20 protein-coding genes are annotated in these 18,184 nt (G+C 67.9%); 6 read left to right on the top strand and 14 right to left on the bottom strand.

Annotation, left to right across the window (positions count from 1 at the left end):
• Positions 1-12: 12 nt before the first annotated feature.
• The 4 genes from rpsU to GR303_RS15700 all read right to left on the bottom strand — a co-directional run bounded on the left by rpsU (position 13) and on the right by GR303_RS15700 (position 2,296).
• A complete protein-coding gene (rpsU, locus tag GR303_RS15715) occupies positions 13-243 on the bottom strand; it encodes a 30S ribosomal protein S21 (RefSeq protein WP_009763401.1) in 231 nt (76 codons plus the stop codon).
• A gap of 169 nt (positions 244-412) precedes the next feature.
• Positions 413-1,492, bottom strand: a complete 1,080-nt coding sequence (locus GR303_RS15710) for a 5-(carboxyamino)imidazole ribonucleotide synthase (RefSeq protein ID WP_161723968.1) — start codon at positions 1,490-1,492, stop codon at positions 413-415.
• 6 nt (positions 1,493-1,498) lie between these two features.
• Positions 1,499-1,990: a 5-(carboxyamino)imidazole ribonucleotide mutase gene (gene purE, locus GR303_RS15705; protein ID WP_161723966.1), complete on the bottom strand. Its 492-nt coding sequence runs from the start codon at positions 1,988-1,990 to the stop codon at positions 1,499-1,501.
• Between the two features lie 105 nt (positions 1,991-2,095).
• On the bottom strand, positions 2,096-2,296 hold the full coding sequence (locus GR303_RS15700; protein ID WP_201752083.1) for a YdcH family protein: 201 nt from the start codon (positions 2,294-2,296) through the stop codon (positions 2,096-2,098).
• Between the two features lie 323 nt (positions 2,297-2,619).
• Between GR303_RS15700 and GR303_RS15695 the strand changes: the two genes are divergently transcribed.
• Entirely contained in the window at positions 2,620-2,802 is a 183-nt protein-coding gene (locus tag GR303_RS15695; RefSeq protein ID WP_161723962.1) for a YdcH family protein, read from the top strand.
• 75 nt (positions 2,803-2,877) lie between these two features.
• Here GR303_RS15695 and GR303_RS15690 read toward each other — a convergent pair whose 3' ends face one another.
• On the bottom strand, positions 2,878-3,636 hold the full coding sequence (locus GR303_RS15690) for a TSUP family transporter (protein WP_161723960.1): 759 nt from the start codon (positions 3,634-3,636) through the stop codon (positions 2,878-2,880).
• A 114-nt stretch (positions 3,637-3,750) separates the two neighbouring features.
• On the opposite strand from GR303_RS15690, the gene GR303_RS15685 reads away from it, so the two are divergent.
• Entirely contained in the window at positions 3,751-5,664 is a 1,914-nt protein-coding gene (locus tag GR303_RS15685; protein ID WP_161723958.1) for a propionyl-CoA synthetase, read from the top strand.
• Between the two features lie 304 nt (positions 5,665-5,968).
• Here the strand turns inward: GR303_RS15685 and GR303_RS15680 are convergent, their stop codons facing one another.
• Entirely contained in the window at positions 5,969-6,691 is a 723-nt protein-coding gene (locus GR303_RS15680) for a DUF1013 domain-containing protein (RefSeq protein ID WP_161723957.1), read from the bottom strand.
• 152 nt (positions 6,692-6,843) lie between these two features.
• Positions 6,844-7,842 carry an NAD(P)H-quinone oxidoreductase gene (locus tag GR303_RS15675; RefSeq protein WP_161723955.1) on the bottom strand — a complete coding sequence of 333 codons (999 nt, stop codon included), beginning with the start codon at positions 7,840-7,842 and terminating at the stop codon, positions 6,844-6,846.
• A gap of 101 nt (positions 7,843-7,943) precedes the next feature.
• Between GR303_RS15675 and GR303_RS15670 the strand changes: the two genes are divergently transcribed.
• Both GR303_RS15670 and rcdA read left to right on the top strand, forming a co-directional pair.
• Positions 7,944-8,156: a DUF1192 domain-containing protein gene (locus GR303_RS15670; RefSeq protein WP_161723953.1), complete on the top strand. Its 213-nt coding sequence runs from the start codon at positions 7,944-7,946 to the stop codon at positions 8,154-8,156.
• A gap of 312 nt (positions 8,157-8,468) precedes the next feature.
• Complete coding sequence (rcdA, locus tag GR303_RS15665; protein WP_161723951.1) at positions 8,469-8,999, top strand: protease adaptor protein RcdA; 531 nt, start codon at positions 8,469-8,471, stop codon at positions 8,997-8,999.
• A 673-nt stretch (positions 9,000-9,672) separates the two neighbouring features.
• Here rcdA and rpmE read toward each other — a convergent pair.
• Positions 9,673-9,912 (bottom strand): 50S ribosomal protein L31, encoded by a 240-nt coding sequence (gene rpmE / locus GR303_RS15660; RefSeq protein WP_201752080.1) that lies wholly within the window; start codon positions 9,910-9,912, stop codon positions 9,673-9,675.
• 255 nt (positions 9,913-10,167) lie between these two features.
• Here rpmE and GR303_RS15655 point away from each other — a divergent pair, with 255 nt between their 5' ends.
• Entirely contained in the window at positions 10,168-11,967 is a 1,800-nt protein-coding gene (locus tag GR303_RS15655) for an ABC transporter transmembrane domain-containing protein (RefSeq protein WP_161723947.1), read from the top strand.
• Positions 11,968-12,050: 83 nt separating this feature from the next.
• Positions 12,051-12,233 (top strand): DUF3606 domain-containing protein, encoded by a 183-nt coding sequence (locus GR303_RS15650; RefSeq protein ID WP_161723945.1) that lies wholly within the window; start codon positions 12,051-12,053, stop codon positions 12,231-12,233.
• Between the two features lie 22 nt (positions 12,234-12,255).
• On the opposite strand, the gene GR303_RS15645 is transcribed toward GR303_RS15650, so the two are convergent.
• From GR303_RS15645 to fba, 6 genes are all read right to left on the bottom strand, one after another.
• Positions 12,256-13,284 (bottom strand): peptidoglycan -binding protein, encoded by a 1,029-nt coding sequence (locus GR303_RS15645; protein WP_161723943.1) that lies wholly within the window; start codon positions 13,282-13,284, stop codon positions 12,256-12,258.
• Positions 13,284-14,249: a flagellar motor protein MotA gene (locus tag GR303_RS15640; RefSeq protein ID WP_161723941.1), complete on the bottom strand. Its 966-nt coding sequence runs from the start codon at positions 14,247-14,249 to the stop codon at positions 13,284-13,286. The genes GR303_RS15645 and GR303_RS15640 overlap by 1 nt, the downstream gene beginning before the upstream one ends.
• Before the next feature lie 103 nt (positions 14,250-14,352).
• Positions 14,353-15,147: an inositol monophosphatase family protein gene (locus GR303_RS15635; RefSeq protein WP_161723939.1), complete on the bottom strand. Its 795-nt coding sequence runs from the start codon at positions 15,145-15,147 to the stop codon at positions 14,353-14,355.
• A gap of 187 nt (positions 15,148-15,334) precedes the next feature.
• Positions 15,335-16,234, bottom strand: coding sequence for a tetratricopeptide repeat protein (locus GR303_RS15630; protein WP_161723937.1), 900 nt, complete (start codon positions 16,232-16,234; stop codon positions 15,335-15,337).
• Positions 16,231-16,884, bottom strand: coding sequence for a thiamine phosphate synthase (locus tag GR303_RS15625; protein ID WP_161723935.1), 654 nt, complete (start codon positions 16,882-16,884; stop codon positions 16,231-16,233). Before GR303_RS15625 ends, GR303_RS15630 begins: the two co-directional genes overlap by 4 nt.
• 105 nt (positions 16,885-16,989) lie before the next feature.
• On the bottom strand, positions 16,990-18,078 hold the full coding sequence (gene fba / locus GR303_RS15620; RefSeq protein WP_161723934.1) for a class II fructose-bisphosphate aldolase: 1,089 nt from the start codon (positions 18,076-18,078) through the stop codon (positions 16,990-16,992).
• Positions 18,079-18,184 lie beyond the last annotated feature (106 nt).

The raw sequence follows: 18,184 nt of genomic DNA, 5'->3' as shown, positions 1-18,184 counted from the left end.
GCTCGCAAGAGCTCAGCGGGTCGGGCGGGGCTTCGAAGGCAGCAGGCCTTCGCGCTGCATGCGCTTGCGGATCAGCTTGCGGGCGCGGCGAACGGCCTCAGCCTTCTCGCGAGCCTTCTTCTCGGACGGCTTCTCGTAGTGGCCGCGGAGCTTCATCTCGCGGAAAATGCCCTCACGCTGCATCTTCTTCTTGAGAGCGCGGAGCGCCTGATCGACGTTGTTATCCCGGACAAGAACCTGCACGCGAATTCCTCGTATTGATCCGTTTCGATTGTGACAGAAAACAAAGGAGGCGCGTCAAGCGCACCTCTATCTGGCCGGCGTCGATATCAGAAGAAGCCCTGCCTGTCCAGGGTTGCCTCTGAAGAAAACCGCCGGGCCAGATCGATAACCGCCAGGATTCGAAAAGGTTTCAATCCCGTTCCGGGAAAACCCGGGTCACATGCCCCATCTTGCGGCCGGCCCGCGCCTCCGCCTTGCCGTAGAGGTGCAGATGCGCGCCGGGCTCGGCGAGGATCTCCTCCCAGGCGTCCACATCGTGGCCGATCAGGTTGCGCATCTCCACGCGCCCGAGGCGGGCGGCGCTCCCCAGAGGCCAGCCGCAGACGGCGCGCACATGCTGCTCGAACTGCGAGGTCACGGCGCCGCCCAGGGTCCAGTGGCCCGAATTGTGCACCCGCGGGGCGATCTCGTTGACCACGAGGCGCTCCCGGCCCCCGTCCGAGACCAGGAACATCTCCACCGCCAGCACGCCCACATAGTCCAGGGCCTCGGCGATGGCGCGGGCGATCCGGACCGCCTGTTCCTCCGTCTCCCGCGAGACGCCCGCGGGAACCCGGGTTAAGTCCAGAATATGGTGGCGGTGCTCGTTGGCGCACAGATCATAGGCTGCGAAGGCGCCCGACGCGGTGCGGGCCGCCACCACCGAGACCTCCCGCTCGAAGGGCACGAAGCCCTCGACGATGGCCGGCGCGCGGCCGAGTTCCACCCAGGCGGCAGCGGCGTCCGTCCCGGGCCGGAGCATCGCCTGCCCCTTGCCGTCGTAGCCGAAGCGCCGGGTCTTGAGCACGGCGGGCCGGCCGATGCGCTCCAGCACCTCGCCGAGTTCCGCCTCGTCCGCGAAGACCTCGAAGGGGGCGACGTCGATGCCGAGGCCCGCGATGAAGCTCTTTTCCAGGAACCGGTCCTGCGCCACGGCCAGCGCCTGGGCATTGGGCGCGAGCAGGGCATGGGCGCTCAGGGTGGCGGCGGTCTCGCTCGGCACGTTCTCGAATTCGTAGGTGACCACGTCCACGGCCTTGGCGAAGCGCACCAGGCTCGCCTCGTCCTCATAGGGGGCGACGGTGACCTCGGTGGCCACGTCGAAGGCGGGGCTGTTCTCCTCCGGCGCGTAGATGTGGGTCTTGAGGCCCAGCTGCGCCGCCGCCATGGCGATCATGCGGCCGAGTTGCCCGCCGCCGAGGATGCCGAGGGTGGAGCCGGGACGGATCATGCGGGGTCAGCTTTCGTTGGAGGGCCGCTCGGCCACGCTCTCGCTCTGGCGCCTGCGCCAGTCGTCGAGGCGCCGGCTGAGCTCCGGATCGTGCAGGGCGAGCACGGCGGCGGCGAGCAGGGCGGCATTGACGGCGCCGGCACGGCCGATGGCCAGGGTCCCGACCGGGATGCCGGCCGGCATCTGCACGATGGAGAGCAGGCTGTCCTGACCCGAGAGGGCCTTGGATTCCACGGGCACGCCGAAGACGGGCAGGGGGGTCATGGCGGCGGTCATGCCCGGGAGGTGGGCGGCCCCGCCGGCGCCGGCGATGATCACCTGGAAGCCCTCCGCCTTGGCGCTCCTGGCGAAGTCGTAGAGCCGGTCCGGCGTGCGGTGGGCGGAGACGATGCGGGCGTCGTAGGCGATGCCGAGCGCATCGAGGGTCTCGGCGGCGTGGCGCATGGTGGCCCAGTCGGACTGGCTGCCCATGATGATGGCGATAGGGAATCCCGCCATGGCGTGGCTCCGGCTGCAAAGGCCAAGGATGCGGCCCAAGGGTGTCCAGCGGGAATAGCGAAGCCGCTCCCGGCAGGCAAGGCCGTTCCGGGAAAGCCGGGCGTTTCAGGCGATGATGTCGGGGGTCAGCTGATCCTCGAGCCGCATGATCTGGTCCTTGAGGGCGAGCTTGCGCTTCTTCAGGCGCTGCACCTGCAGCTGGTCCCCGGCGACCATGCTCTCCAGGGCGTCGATCGCCATGTCGAGGTCGCGGTGCTCCTGCTTGAGACGGGCCAATTCCGCTTCCAGTTCAGCCAATTCGGTCATTGAAAATTTCCAGAGCATCGGACCCCAAAGTGGTCTTCGCTCTCGGGATCGATCCGATACTCAATCCCTCGAGCGGCGCATCGTTGGGCGCGGACCCAGCGGGCCGCGCCAGCGAAAACCGGGTCCACTTTTCCGCACGATGCGCTCAATGCCAAGTCGCCTAAGGACGCCGGGCCAAGAGGCGCGAAGTATGCTCTGAGGGCCTGTGGAGGGCAAGATCAGACGAGCATCTTCAGCTCTCGATTCTGCAAATTTTGCCTTCGACTCGCCACACTCTCGCAGGCACAATAGCCGGGTCAGTAGATCACATAGGAGGAACTGACATGCCACTGCAGAATCACCTGTCGGAACTGGAGCGCAAGCATCGCGCCCTCGAGCGCGAGATCCAGGACACCCTCAGCAGACCCGCGGCAGATGACATGAAGTTGGCAGAACTCAAGCGAAGGAAGCTTCAGCTCAAGGATGAGATCGCCCGATTGAGAAGCTCCGAATCGGCGGTGCACTAGCCGCGCGGTTCCAGAACAATCCCCAACCCGGAAGCCGTCGCTTCATCCCTGGAGCGGCGGCTTTCGTTTGCGTGCCTACAGCAGAGCGGCCGCGCCGTCATAGGCGAGCTTGAGGCCCACCAGAACCAGCAGCACATAGACCGCCGTGTAGAAGCTCTGGCCGGAGACGCGCCGCACCAGCAGGACCCCGGCCCAGGTGGAGGCGATCGCCACGGGAAAGAGCGCCGCCGCGGTGGCCATGTTCTCGACGGTGAACTGGCCCAGCGCCAGGTAGGGCGGCACCTTGATCCAGTTGATGAGCGCGAACACCACCGCCCCCGTTCCCACGAACACGTCCCGCGGCAGGCGCTGGGGCATCACGTAGATCTGGAACGGCGGGCCGCCCGCGTGGGCGATCATGCTGGTAAACCCCGTCACCCAGCCCCAGAAGAGGCCCCGCGGCAGGTCGGCCGTGGTTGCCTTCGGCTCCCGTCCGCCCCGCTCCAGCACCAGGCGGCGGATGGCGAACGCAATGGAGATCAACCCGACGGCGAGCTTGATCGCGGCGTCGGAGACCTGTGCGGCCAGCAGGTAGCCCGTGACGATGCCCGACACGGCGCCCCCCACCAGGATGGCCACGTTGCGCCGGTCCCATGTGTACCGGTAGGCCCAAACCGAGACGACATCCTGCACCATCAGGATCGGCAGGGTGATGGCGGCCGCCTGCACGGGCGACACCACCAGGGCCATGAGCGGCAGGGAGAGCATTCCGAGCCCGGAGAAGCCGCCCTTGGCGAGGCCGAGAAGCGTCACGGCCGGAATGGCCGCGGCATAGAAGAGAGGATCGGTAATCACGAAGGAACTCGCCGAAAGTCGGATCGCCGAAAGTCTCCGCTGACCACGGCACAACCGCCTGCTACCACAGCAGCCACGCGAAGTCTCATGCAGTGAACGCAACGGGGAAACGCCATGTCATCGACCCAAAGCCGCTATCATGAGGTTTATGCCCGCTGGAAAGCCGATCCGGAGGGGTTCTGGGCTGAGGCCGCGCGGGGGATCGACTGGATCAGGCCCGCCGGCACGGTGTTCGATCCGAAGGCCGGGATCTACGGGCGCTGGTTCACCGACGCCGTCTGCAACACCTGCCACAACGCGGTCGACCGGCACGTGGCCCAGCGCGGCGAGCAGGCCGCCATCATCTACGACAGCCCCGTCACCGGCACGAAGCGCGCCGTCACCTATGCCGAGCTGCAGGACGAGGTGGCGACGCTCGCCGCCGTGCTGCGGGACATGGGGGTCGAGAAGGGCGACCGGGTCGTCATCTACATGCCCATGATCCCCGAGGCCGCCTTCGCGATGCTGGCCTGCGCCCGCATCGGCGCGATCCATTCGGTGGTCTTCGGCGGCTTCGCCCCGAAGGAGCTCGCCACCCGCATCGACGACGCCAAGCCGAAGGCGATCCTCTCCGCCTCCTGCGGCATCGAGGGCGCCCGGGTTCTGGCCTACAAGCCGCTGCTGGACGAGGCCATCACGCTCTCGGCCTCCAAGCCCGAATCCTGCCTGATCTACCAGCGGCCGCAATGCGAGGCCTCCCTCGTGGAGGGCCGCGACCGCGACTGGCAGAGCGAGACCGCACGCGCCCGAAGGGAAGGCCGCAGGGCCGAATGCGTGCCGGTGGCCGCCACCGACCCGCTCTACGTGCTCTACACCTCCGGCACCACCGGCAAGCCCAAAGGCGTGGTGCGCGACAACGGCGGCTACATGGTCGCGCTCAAGTGGTCGATGGAGTACTTCTTCGGCGTGAAGCCCGGCGAGGTCTTCTGGGCCGCCTCCGACGTAGGCTGGGTCGTGGGCCATTCCTACATCGTCTACGGGCCGCTGCTTCACGGCTGCACGGCGATCCTCTACGAGGGCAAGCCGGTGGGGACCCCCGATGCGGGCGCCTATTGGCGGGTGATCGCCGACCACGGCGTCGTCACGCTCTTCACCGCGCCCACGGCCTTCCGGGCGATCAAGAAGGAGGATCCGAACGCGGACCTCCTGAAGAGGTACGATCTCTCGTCCTTCCGCGCCCTGTTCCTGGCAGGGGAGCGGGCGGATCCCGACACCGTGAAATGGGCCGAGGACATCCTGAACGTCCCGGTCATCGACCATTGGTGGCAGACGGAGACCGGCTGGCCGGTGGCGGGCAACCTGCTCGGCCTCGGAGCGCTGCCGGTCAAGCACGGCTCGCCCACGGTCGCCGTGCCCGGCTACGAGCTCGACGTGCTGGACGAGAGCGGGAAATCCGTCGGACGGGGCAAGATGGGCACCATCGTGGCGAAGCTGCCCCTGCCTCCCGGCTGCCTGCCCACGCTCTGGAACGCGGACCAGCGCTTCCGGGAATCCTATCTTTCGGTCTATCCCGGCTACTACAACACCTCGGATGCGGGCTACATCGACGAGGACGGCTACGTCTGGGTGATGGGCCGCACCGACGACATCATCAACGTCGCCGGCCACCGCCTCTCGACGGGCGGCATGGAGGAGGTGCTGGCCTCCCATCCGGCGGTCGCGGAATGCGCCGTCATCGGCGTCAAGGACAGCCTGAAGGGCGAGGTGCCCTGCGGCTTCGTGGTGCTGAAGTCCGGCGTCCAGAAGGCGCCCGAGGAGATCGAGAAGGAGCTCGTCGGCCTCGTGCGCGAGAAGATCGGCCCCGTGGCCGCCTTCAAGCTCGCCATCACCGTGCCGCGGCTGCCCAAGACCCGCTCGGGCAAGATCCTGCGCGGCACCATGAAGAAGATCGCCGACGGCGAGGAATGGACGACCCCCGCCACCATCGACGATCCGATCATTCTCGAGGAGATCGGGGAGGCGCTGCGGGCCAGGGGCGTGACGGGCTGAGGCTGCAAGCGTCATACTGGGGCTGCTCAGCAGAACCCGGGATCGTTAAGCGAGTGTGGCGCAGGTATCCCCTCCCTCCTTGTGGGGGAGGGTGGCCGCGGCAGCGGCCGGGAGGGGGGTGCTGGCGCCACCTTGGTTCCAGTCCGGCGCTACACCCCCCCTCTCCAACTCTCCCCCACAAGGGGGGAGAGGGCTGGTGGCGTATCGTTCTGAAGACGATCCCGGATCCTCGCTGCGCTCCGTCCGAAATGACCACATGACCAACAAAAAGGCCCGGATCGCTCCGGGCCGTTCTGCGTGAAACTTACCGGTCGTCCTCGTCGTCCGAACGCTTGAGCGTCTTGAGCTTGGCGAAGACGGAGTTGAGGTCGATGTTGTCTTCCTGAGCCGGCTTCGGGCGGCTCATGTCGGCGAAGGGATCGGCGGGCCGCTCGGGAGCGGTGGAGACCTCCGCCGGCATCAGGGTGCCGCCATGCTCCTGGGGCTCCACCTGCGGGCGGTCCTTGGCGGCGCGCTGCACCTCGAAATCCAGGTCGATCTGCGAGCAGAGACCCAGCGTCACCGGGTCCATGGGGGTAAGGCTGGCCGAGTTCCAGTGGGTGCGGTCGCGGACCTGCTGGATCGTGGTCTTGGTGGTGCCCACGAGGCGCATGATCTGCGCATCCTTCAGCTCGGGATGGTTGCGCACGAGCCAGAGGATGGCGTTGGGGCGGTCGTGGCGGCGGGAGACGGGGGTGTAGCGCGGCCCCTTCTTGACCCGCTTCTGCTCGGGCAGCTTCACCCGCGATTCGGCGAGCCGGAGGCGGTGGTTCGGGTCGCTTTGCGCCTTCTCGATCTCCTCGCGGGTCAGCTGGCCCGTGGTCACCGGGTCGAGGCCCTTGATGCCCGCCGCGACCTCGCCGTCGGCAATGCCCTTCACCTCGAGCGGGTGGAGCTTGCAGAAATCGGCGATCTGGTCGAACGACAGCGATGTATTCTCGACGAGCCAAACGGCCGTCGCCTTCGGCATCAGCGGTCCCTGGGACATGTAAGCGAACCTCCTTCAGGCCGGGCGCCGGATGATCGGCGCCGCACGGCAAAACTCTCTTGCGCTCCGAACCGGTGCGGACCGGAGCATCTCGTCTCACGATGTGAGGGAAACGGGATGATTATAGGGATCGTGCCGCGATGTTGCAAACTTTATAGGGTGAGCACGATCTTCCCGATGTGCTCGCCCCCGTCCATGCGGGCATGAGCCTTGGCTGCGTCCTCCAGTGGAAAAGCCGAATCCATCACCGGCCGGCAGCGGCCCTCGGCCAGGAGCGGCCAGACCTTGGCCTCGAGCGAGCGGGCGATCGCCGCCTTCTCCGCCGGGGAGCGTGGCCGCAGGGTCGAACCCGTATGGGTGAGGCGCTTGACCATCAGGCGGCGGAAATCGACCTCGACCCTGGGGCCCTGGAGGAAGGCGATCTGCACGATCCGCCCGTCCTGGGCGGCGGCCTCGTAGTTGCGGGGGATGTAGTCCCCGCCCACCATGTCGAGGATCACGTCCGCGCCGCGCCCGCCGGTGGCCTCCTTGACCGCCGCGACGAAATCCTCGGTCCGGTAATTGACCGCCGCATCCGCGCCGAGCCGCCGGCAGGCCTCGCATTTCTCGGGCGAGCCGGCGGTGGCGATCACCTTGGCCCCGAAAGCCTTGGCGAGCTGGATCGCCGTGGTGCCGATGCCGGAGGTCCCGCCATGGACGAGAAGGGTCTCGCCCGGCTGCAGGCGGCCGCGGTCGAACACATTGGTCCAGACGGTGAAATAGGTCTCCGGGATGGCGCCCGCCTCCTCCACGGAGAGGCCGGACGGAACGGGCAGGGCGTTGCTCTCGTGGGCGAGGGCGTATTCCGCGTACCCGCCCCCCGGGACAAGGGCCATGACCGGCGTGCCGACGGGAAAGCGCGCCGCGCCGGGGCCCGAAGCCGCGACATCGCCCGCGATCTCGAGCCCCAGGATGTCGGGCGCGCCGGGGGGAGGGGGATACCCGCCCTGCCGCTGGAGCACGTCGGGACGGTTGACGCCCGCCGCCTTCACCCGGACCAGGATTTCACCCTTCCCGGGCTGGGGAACGGGACGCTGGACCACCTTCAGGACCTCGGGCCCGCCGCTGCCTTGCGCGACGACGGCGCGCATCGTGTCCGGGATCTGCCCCATTTTCCCCTCCTTTGGTCAACAAGCTCCCGGGATATAGGCTCTGTTGGCAAGGAATACATGCCGGATTAACGTCCCGATCAACCGTTGCGGAGGAGAATGCCATGGCCCTCGATCCCTTTGCCGATGAACCGCGCCGCGTCTTCAATGGGCACGAAATCGGCCAGGACCTGTCGATGCTCTCCATCGACGAGCTCGACGAGCGTGTCGAGGTGCTCGAGCGGGAGATCGCCCGCCTCAAGGAGGCGAAGGCTAGAAAGGAAAGCTCCCTGGCTGCCGCCAGCGCCTTCTTCAAGATCGGCCAGGAATCGGTGTGAGGGATCGGCGTGATGAATCGATCCGGGAAATGTCGAGGAGCCTTAACGGCCCGTTAACCAATCCGAGGCATCCTAGAGGCATCCAGATTTCTCTCTCTCTCTGGATGCCGGGTGGCTTTTCGGTCCACTCTGTTTGACGCTTCCCTGTTAGACTTGAAGAGCCGCCTCGAGCGGCTCGATTTTTGAGGGGAGCAGGCTTAACCTTAAGAAGAGGTTAGCGAGGCAAGTTCCCGCGAGCCGCTCTATAATCTTCCCATGCGTTCGGAATGCCTCCGCCCCTCGCGGCGGAATGGCAAGGCTTGGGAGATGCGCGTGAACGAACCCGACGTGATCCAGCTCGACATCGATCCTGTCCGGTTCGGGCAGAGCTTCGTCGGGTCCGAGGCCTTCAAGGCCCTGTTCCAGGAAGGCATGGAGCTGATCGAGGAGACCGCCGCCTATCTCGACGGGCCCGGCCGCGAGGAATCGCGCCATCTGCCCCGTCAGGCGAGCCTCATCTATGCCAGCGAGAGCATGCGCCTCACCACCCGGCTGATGCAGGTGGCGTCCTGGCTGCTGCTGCAGCGGGCCGTCGCGGAGGGGGAGATCTCCCCGGATCAGGCCCGGAGCGAGAAGAACCGGGTCCGCCTCAACACGCCGGAGACGGCCGCCACCGTGGCCGAGTACGAGGCCCTGCCCGCCCGGCTGAGGGAGCTCATAGGCCTGGCGACCCGTCTCCATGCCAGGATCCTCCACCTGGAGCGCCTGATCTCCGAGGGGGAGGCCCCCGTCCAGTCCGCAGCCCCGAATCCGGTCGCGGACCAGCTCGGCCTGCTGCAGAAGGCTTTTGGACCTCCGCAATAGGAGCCTTGATCGCTGCCGGTCGATCTGAGTGAGCCGGGCCCGTCTCGCGGGGGTGTCGGCGCCTGACCTTTATAGGCACTCGCTCACACCCCCACCCTGGCCCTCCCCACAAGGGGGAGGGAAAGAGCGCCTCATGGGTCATGCGATCCCGGATCGGCTCACGCCGTCCGGGATGACGCAGGTGGTGAGTCTTTCAAAGATCCAGCGCCTTCGGGCCCGCAGCGTGAGCTGCGAGCCGTCAGGGTTGCTCGAGGGTGGCGCTTGGGGCAGCCCGGCTCGATGGATGATGGTGGAAGGTGAAGAGCCGGACTGCTCGTCACGCGCGGTTCTTTTCAGGCGGACCTCCTGCGGCAGAGCCCAGGGTCGGCCTCCCGCGACCACAGGCGTGCGAGGCCTGCGGCGGGACCGCGCCCCGTCCCGCATCTGCGACGCCTCGCGAGCGCGCCCCTCACCGGACGAGGATGAGCCATGATATAGCCCAGCTTGCAGCAGAAGTCAAGAACAAAGTGAGAACACTGCACCCGCACCTGGCCCTCTCCTGCCCCTGATTTTGATGGAGGAGGGCTAGGGTTGGGGCGTGAGAGAGAACCGCGGAACGATGCGGCCAACGAAAAAGCCCCGCCGAAGCGGGGCTTTCGCAGGATGGCCTGAAACGGCCGGCGCTGCTGCCGGCTTACTTCTTGCCGCCGAGGCCGAGGCCGGCGAACTTCGAGTTGAAGCGCGACACGCGACCGCCGCGGTCGAGCAGCTGCTGCTGGCCGCCGGTCCAGGCCGGATGGGTGTTCGGGTCGATGTCGAGGTTGAGGGTGTCGCCCTCTTTGCCGTAGGTCGAGCGGGTGGTGTACTCGGTGCCGTTGGTCATGACCACCTTGATGAAGTGGTAGTCGGGATGATCGGTTTCTTTGCGCGCCATTGCCATAGTCCTTCTCGCGGCCAGCCAAGTCTGGTCAGCCCGCAGGGTAGATCGAGCCTGAATTGATGGATGCGCGCCTATACCCCACTTAGACCCTTGAAACAAGCCGGGGCAAAGGTGCTAAACCGCCCCAGATCACTTTTCGGCGGGGTGAGCCTGCTTCGCTGCCGGAAATTGAGACACCTCAAACGAAAAGAGCTGATTCCGTGCCAATGGACACAGCTCCTCTCCGCGGTTCCCTCGACGAAGGCTGACATGGCCGATTTGCCCTCCGCCCCATCCCGCCCCAAGGCTGCCCTGAGCGCCCTGAAGCCGCTCATCCCCTACGGCCTCGCCTACAAGGGCAGGATCGCCGCGGCGCTCGGCGCCCTCATCCTCGCCTCCGCGGCCACGCTCGTGGTTCCCATCGCCGTGCGCCGGGTGATCGATTTCGGCTTCTCCGAGGAGGGGCGGGCCTTCATCAATGCCTATTTCGTCCTGCTGGTCGTGGTGGTGGGCGTGCTCGCCCTCTCCAGCGCCCTTCGCTATTACTGCGTCATCACCCTGGGCGAGCGGGTCGTGGCGGACCTGCGCGCCGCCGTGTTCCGCCACCTGACCTCCCTGGACCCTGCCTTCTTCGACCAGACCCGGAGCGGCGAGATCGTCTCGCGGCTCACCGCCGACACCACCCAGGTCAAGGCGGCGTTCGGCGTCAGCATCTCGATCGCCCTGCGCAACCTGTTCCTCTTCGTGGGCGCCGTGACGCTCATGATCGTCACGAGCCCGAAGCTCTCGGCCCTCGTGCTTCTCGCCATTCCGGTCATCGTCCTGCCGCTCGTCTTCTCCGGGCGCGCCGTGCGGCGCCGGTCGCGGGCGGCGCAGGACCGGCTGGCCGACGCCTCGGCCTTTGCGGCGGAGGCCATCGGGGCCGTGCGCACCATGCAGGCCTTCGGCATGGAAAGCCTCACCGCATCGCGCTTTGCCGCCGCCGCGGAGGAGGCCTTCCACGCCGCCCGGCTCTCCACGACCATGCGCGCCTTCCTCACCGGCGCGGGCATCTTCCTCGTCTCCGCGAGCGTCGTCGGGGTTCTCTGGTACGGCGCGCAGGACGTGCTGGCGGGGCAGATGACGGGCGGGCGCCTGTCGCAGTTCGTGCTCTACGCGGTCTTTGCCGCAAGCTCCCTCGGCCAGCTTTCGGAGGTCTATGGCGAGCTCGCCCAGGCCGCCGGCGCGGCGGAGCGCATCGGCGAGATCCTGGCGGCGCGGCCCGCGATCAAGGCACCGCGCCACCCGAAGCCCCTGCCGAACCCGCCGCTGGGCACCGTGTCCTTCGAGGAGGTTCGCTTCGCCTATCCGACCCGCTCGGAGCAGCAGGCGCTGCACGGCCTCAGCTTCGCGGTCGCTTCGGGAGAGCGGGTGGCCATCGTCGGGCCCTCCGGCGCGGGCAAGAGCACCATCCTGCAGTTGCTGCTGCGCTTCTACGACCCGCAGGAAGGCACGATCCGGGTCGACGGCGTGCCCATCGCCGAGGCCGATCCCTTCGCCCTGCGCGCCCGCATGGCCCTGGTGCCGCAGGAGCCGACGATCTTCGCGGCCTCGGTTCTCGACAACATCCGCTACGGCCGCCCGGAGGCCACGGAGGAGGAGGTGCGCCGCGCCGCGGAGCTCGCCTCCGCCGACGGCTTCATCCAGGCCATGCCGCAGGGCTACCAGACCCAGATCGGCGAGCGCGGCATCACCCTCTCCGGCGGCCAGCGCCAGCGCCTCGCCATCGCCCGCGCCATCCTCAAGGACGCGCCGATCCTGCTCCTCGACGAGGCCACCTCGGCGCTCGATGCGGAGAGCGAGCGCAAGGTTCAGGGAGCCCTCGACCGGCTGATGGAGGGCCGCACCACCCTCGTCATCGCCCACCGGCTCGCCACCATCCGCTCCGCCGACCGGATCCTCGTCATGGACCAGGGCCGGATCGCGGAGGAGGGCACCCACGAGACCCTCCTCGCCAGGGGCGGCCTCTACGCGCGCCTCGCACGGCTGCAGTTCACGGGGGAGCAGGAGCGGAGCGAGGCGGCGGAGTGAGCTTAACGTAATCTTGTAGTCTCTATAGGATGTACATAACTTCTGGTTGCGGAGATACCGCATATAGAACCAGGAGTGCAAGAATGCCTGACAATCTCAATATCCGGCGTCCTCAAGATCCTACCAAGATCAACATCCATGAGGAGTGGGAGGTCCAATACTGGACTAAGAAGTGGAACATCACTCGTGAGCAGCTCATCAATGCTGTGAGACAAGTAGGTGTTCAGACATCCAAAGTAGCAGCTTACCTTGGTAAGCCCCTGTAACTAAACTCAAGCTGACGGAGTTTCACCGCTCCGTCAGCTTCAGCTCGATGCGCCGGTTGCGGGCATAGGCCTCTTCCGTGGTGCCGGTGTCCAGCGGCTGGAACTCGCCGAAGCCGGCGGCGACGAGGTGCTGGGGCTGGACGCCGCGGGCGACGAGCGCCTGCACCACGGCGATGGCGCGGGCGGAGGACAGGGCCCAGTTCGAGGGGAATTGCGGGGTGTTGATGGGGCGCTGGTCGGTATGGCCGTCGACCCGGATCACCCAGGGAATGTCGGGCGGAACCTGCTTCTCGAGCTCGATCAGGGCGCTCGCGATGCGGTCGATCTCGCCCGAGGCCTCGGGGCGCAGGAAGGCCTGGCCCGCCGGGAAGAGCACCTCCGACTGGAACACGAAGCGGTCGCCGACGATGCGCACGTCCGGCCGGTTGCCGAGGATCTGGCGCAGGCGGCCGAAGAAGTCGGAGCGGTAGCGGGCGAGCTCCTGCACCCTTTGGGCGAGCGCCACGTTGAGGCGGCTGCCGAGATCGGCGATGCGGGCCTGGCTCTCCCGGTCCCGGTTCTCGGAGGCCGCGAGCGCCTCCTCGAGCGCCGCGAGCTGCCGGCGCATGGCGGCGATCTGCTGGTTGAGGATCTCCACCTGGCTGAGCGCCCGGCCCGTGGCCTGGCGCTCGGCCTCGAGCTGGGTGCCCAGCTGCTGCGCCTGGGCCTGCGCCGCGCCGCCGCTGTCGAGCAGCCCCTGCAGGCGCGCCCGCTCGGCCTCGTTGGCGCGCAGGGTCGTCTGAAGGGAGGTGACCGTCTCCTCGATGCTGCGCCGGTTGGAGCGCTCGAGGGAGAGGAGGTCGGTGAGCTCGGCGATCTGGCGGTTGAGCCGGTCGAGCACCGTGTCGCGTCCGGAGAGCTCGCGGGAGAGGAAGAACTGGCCCACCGTGAAGACCGAGATCAGGAAGATGATGGCGAGCAGCAGGGTGGACAGGGCGTCCACGAATCCGGGCCAGTAGTTGATCTGGCCGCCGCGCCCGCGCCGCCGCCCGCCTGCGCTCGAGACCGGCATCAGGGCAGCCTTTCACGGGAGAGCCGGTCGAGCACCTGCTTCAGCTCCTTCTCGCGGGCGGCCTGGGCCTCCACCCAGTCGCGGATCATCTGCTGCTCGGCGCGCATGTGCTGGACGAGGCCCTGCACGCCCTCGGCCAGGTTCGCCATGGCCTGGGTCGCGGCCCGTCCGCCGGCGCCGTCGTTGACGGCGGCGGTCAGCCGGTTGAGGGCGAGCGTCAGGTCCTGGGGCGTGGCGCCGGCGCGCAGGGAGGGCTCGACGGGAGCATCCGTGGTGGAGGTGGCGAGCCAGTCCTCCAGCTCCGTGTAGAAGCGGTTCTGCGCCTGGCCGGCCTGAAGGTCGAGGAAGCCGAGGACGAGGGAGCCCGCCAGGCCGAAGAGGGAGGCGGAGAAGGACAGGCCCATGCCCTGGAGCGGCCCGGCAAGGGAGTTCTTCAATTCGTCGAACAGCACCGCCGAATCCTGCCCCGTCCGGAGCGACGAGATGATGCGGCCGACCGAGCCCACCGTGTCGATGAGGCCCCAGAAGGTGCCGAGGAGGCCGAGGAAGACGAGAAGGCCGGCCAGATAGCGCACGATCTCGCGGCTCTCGTCGAGGCGGGCGCCGATGGAGTCGAGCACCGAGCGGGTGGCGGCCACCGAGAGGCCCGAATGGCCCGGCCTGTTGCCCATCAGGGCCGCGAGCGGGGCCAGCAGGACCGGCGGCGTGGGGGCGACGAGCCCTTCCTCGCTCTGCCGGAGGGTGTTGACCCACCGCACCTCCGGAAACAGGCGCCAGACCTGCCGGATGGCGAGCACGATGCCGATGAACATCACGCCCAGGATGAGGGCGTTGAGGCCCGGATTGGCCTGGAAGGCCTCCCAGATCTGCCGGTAGAGGATGAAGGCGATGAACCCTGCCAAAACCAGAAAGACCGCCATGCGGATGAGGTAGATCCGCGGTGGGGTAAGGGTTTGGTCCGCCATCGTTATCCTGTGCTTTCGTGCTTCGGGGCTGCCCCAATGTGGCCGCGCCCGTCCGAAGGATCAAGCGCGACCGTTGGCCCGGCCCCCGGCACGAACAGAAATATCAGCCTTTCGCCTTCTTCAGCAGCTTGAGCAGGTCCCGGTGCAGGGTCTCGTTGCCGCAGGCGATCGTGCCCTTCCCCAGCGGGTCGGAGCCGCCGTCGGCATCGGAGACGAAGCCGCCGGCCTCGCGGATCATGAGAATGCCCGCCGCCATGTCCCAGGAGCTCAGGCCCCGCTCCCAATAGGCGTCGAAGCGCCCGCAGGCCACATAGGCGAGGTCGAGGGAGGCGGCGCCGAAGCGGCGCATGCCGCCCACATAGCTCATCACGGTGGCGGATTCGCGCAGGAACAGGCCGTGGTCGCCCTTGCCGATATGGGGCAGGCCGCAGGCCACCACCGCGTCGGCGAGGTCGCTGCGGGCCGCCACGCGGATGCGGCGGTTGTTGAGATAGGCGCCCTTGCCGCGCTCGGCGATGAAGAGCTCGTCCTTGATCGGATCGTAGATCACGCCGGCGACGATCTGGCCGTCGCGCTCGAGCCCCACGGAGATGGCGAACTGGGGCAGGCCGTGCAGGAAGTTCGTGGTGCCGTCGAGGGGGTCGATATGCCAGCGGTGGCTGGGGTCCGTGCCCTGGACGACGCCTTCCTCCTCCATGACGAAGCCGTAGCCGGGGCGGGCCTTCTCGAGGGCCTCGCGCAGGATCTTTTCCGCCTTGCGGTCGGCGGCGGAGACGAAGTCGCCCGGCCCCTTGCGCGAGACCTGCAGGTTCTCGACCTCGCCGAAATCGCGCTTGAGGGAGCGCGAGGCCTTCATCACGGCATCGGTCATGACGGTCATGAGGGGCGAGCGGATCATCGTGCAGGTCCTGACAAAGAGCGGTTTTGAAAGAGAGTGTGGTCGATGGACTACGGGAGGATTGGCGTCAAGCGGTTGAACAACCGGGCAGGCGCTCGAATGATCCCGGTCTTGGGATTTTGTGTGGCTGGCCGCCCTCAACCCGTCGTCACCGGTATGAGGCCGGCGGCGACGGGAGAGGACGCAATTACCGCATGCCGAGGCGCTCGGCGGCGAGCCTCTCGGCCCGCTTGCGATCCTCGGGGGTGAGGTCCTTCAAGGCGTTGTCGAGCCAGGGATCGGCCAGGCCCTGCGCTGCCGCCAGAATGTGCCAGGCGGCGGCGTCGACCTTGTTGGCGGGCACGCCCCGGCCGGCCGCGAGCAGGCGGGCGAGGCGGTTCTGGGCGATGGCGTTGCCCTTGGCGGCGGCCCGGCGGAAATAGCGCGCGGCCTGGGATTCGCTCGCCGCGACGCCGTCGCCGTTGAAGAGCAGGATGGCGTATTCCACCTCGCCGACGGAGCTGCCGTTCCTGGCGGCGCGCTCGAACAGGCGGGCGGCCTCCGCGGCGTTGCGCTCCACGCCGCGCCCCTTGAGATACAGCACGCCGAGCGCGTGCTGCGCATCGGGGATCTCGGCCGCGGCGGCCTTCTTCAGGAGCTCGACCGCCTTCTGCAGGTCGGCGCTGGCTTCGCTGGTGAGGAGGAGCAGGGCGAGGTTGTGAGAGGCGAGGGGATTGCCCCTGGCGGCGGCCTCCTCCAGCCAGGCCCGCCCCTGGGCGGGGTTCTTGGCCATGCCGCGCCCGTCGAGGGCCATGAGGCCGAGGGAGGCCATCGCATGGGCATCGCCCCGCTGGGCCGCCAGCCGATACCACTCGGAGGCCTTCTTCGCATCCATCGGGATGCCGAGGCCCTGGTTGTAGAGCTCGCCCAGCAGGGTCATGGCCGCGGCGTCGCCGTTGTTCCTCTCGAGCCGCAGGGTCGCCTCGCGGAACGCGGTCAGGTAGAGGCCGCGCTGATAGGCGCCATAGGCGAGGTCGGGCTGCGCCGCATGGCCGGGCGCGGCGGCTGCGAGCAGGGCGCCGGCGAGAATCCAGGCGTGGCGCCTCACTGGGTGGCCCCCTGCCGGTCCAGGATCCCGGCGGCGGCCTTCAGGGCGGCGGCCGGGCCTTCAGGATGGGACCACACCGCATCGCCCAGGGCCACGAACTCGGCATTCGTGGCGGCGAGCGGCCCCACGGCCTCCAGGGTCGGGGCATAGGCGACGCAGGGCGTCTCGAAGATCTCGGCCCACCAAGCGGCCCGCTCCACCACGCTCTCCAGCGGGGGCAGCGACCCGTCCGGGCGCGGCTCGCCGAAGAGCAGGTAGTCGACGCCGGCCTCGCCCAGCGTCATGGCGTCGTCCCTGGTGCGGATGCCGCCGGCGCCGATGGCGCGCTCGGATTTCAGGCGATCGCGCAGTTCCCGGACGAGGGCAGGGTCGGCGCCGGTCACATGGGCTCCATCGGCCCCGCCCCTGGCGGCGATGGTGGCGAGGTCCGCCTGGCCCTCGGCGGTGACGAGCACGGCGGCGCCATGCTCCTGAGCGGCAGGGGCGAGGGCCTTCACCAGGTTGGTCAGGCTGCGCTCGTCGGCGGGCTTCAGCCGCAGCAGCACGGCGGCCACGCGGCCTGCCGCGCAGGCCTCGGCAAGGCGCGGCGCGAAGGAGGCGTCCTCCAGGACGGGGGTGATCAGGTAGAGGCGGGCGGCGGTATCGGCCATGGGTCACAGGGGTCAGAAAGGGAAGACGGCCTTCCCATAACGAAAACGGGGCGCTCTTGCGAGGCCCCGCTTGTCGAGGATGATTGAGGCGAAAGCCTGATCGCCTTACTCCGCCGCCTGGCGGGCCGAGCCGAAGGTGGGGTCGAGCTCGCCGGAGGCGTAGCGCTTGGCCATCTCGGCGAGGGTGAAGACCCGCTTGATCTTCGAGGCCTGGCCGGCGGTGTTGAACTCCTGCAGGCGCTGCTTGCAGAGCTTTGTCATCGCCTCCATGGCGGGCTTCAGGTACTTGCGCGGGTCGAACTCGCCCGGGTTCTCCTGCAGAACCTTGCGGATCTGGCCCGTCATGGCCATGCGGTTGTCGGTGTCGATGTTGATCTTGCGCACGCCGTGCTTGATGCCGCGCTGGATCTCCTCCACCGGCACGCCCCAGGTGGGCTTCATCTGGCCGCCGTACTTGTTGATGATGTCCTGCAGCTCCTGCGGCACCGAGGACGAGCCGTGCATCACGAGGTGGGTGTTCGGGAGCTTCTTGTGGATCTCCTCGATCACGTGCATGGCCAGGATCGCGCCGTCGGGCTTGCGGGTGAACTTGTAGGCGCCGTGCGAGGTGCCCATGGCGATGGCGAGCGCGTCGACCTTGGTCTCGGCCACGAACTTCACCGCCTCGTCCGGGTTGGTCAGCAGCTGGTCGTGGGAGAGCTTGCCCTCGGCGCCGTGGCCGTCCTCCTTGTCGCCCATGCCGGTCTCGAGGGAGCCGAGCACGCCGAGCTCGCCCTCCACCGAGATGCCGCCGAGATGGGCCATCTCCACCACCTTCTTGGTGACGCCCACATTGTAGTCCCAGTCGCCCGGGGTCTTGCCGTCGGCCTTGAGCGAGCCGTCCATCATCACCGAGGTGAAGCCGGCCTGGATGGCGGTCATGCAGGTGGCGGGCTCGTTGCCGTGGTCGAGATGCACGCAGACCGGGATGTGCGGGTAGATCTCGGTCACGGCGTCCATCATGTGCTTGAGCATGACGTCGTTGGCGTATTGGCGGGCGCCGCGGGACGCCTGGATGATGACGGGCGCATCGACCTCGTTGGCCGCCGCCATGATCGCGAGCGCCTGCTCCATGTTGTTGATGTTGAAGGCAGGCACGCCGTAGCCGTGCTCGGCTGCGTGATCCAGAAGCTGCCTCATCGTGATGCGGGCCATCCTATCCTCCTTATTGGGCGCGTCGTTTTAAGCGCGCCGAAACTGAACCTTAGCTTAAGCGATCTTCCCGTGCCGTCCCGGGTGCCGAAGGGGTAGCCCCTTCGGC

Source organism: Microvirga arsenatis, assembly GCF_009910705.1.
GTDB lineage: Bacteria > Pseudomonadota > Alphaproteobacteria > Rhizobiales > Beijerinckiaceae > Microvirga > Microvirga arsenatis.
This window is presented reverse-complemented; position numbering and strand designations above follow the sequence as displayed.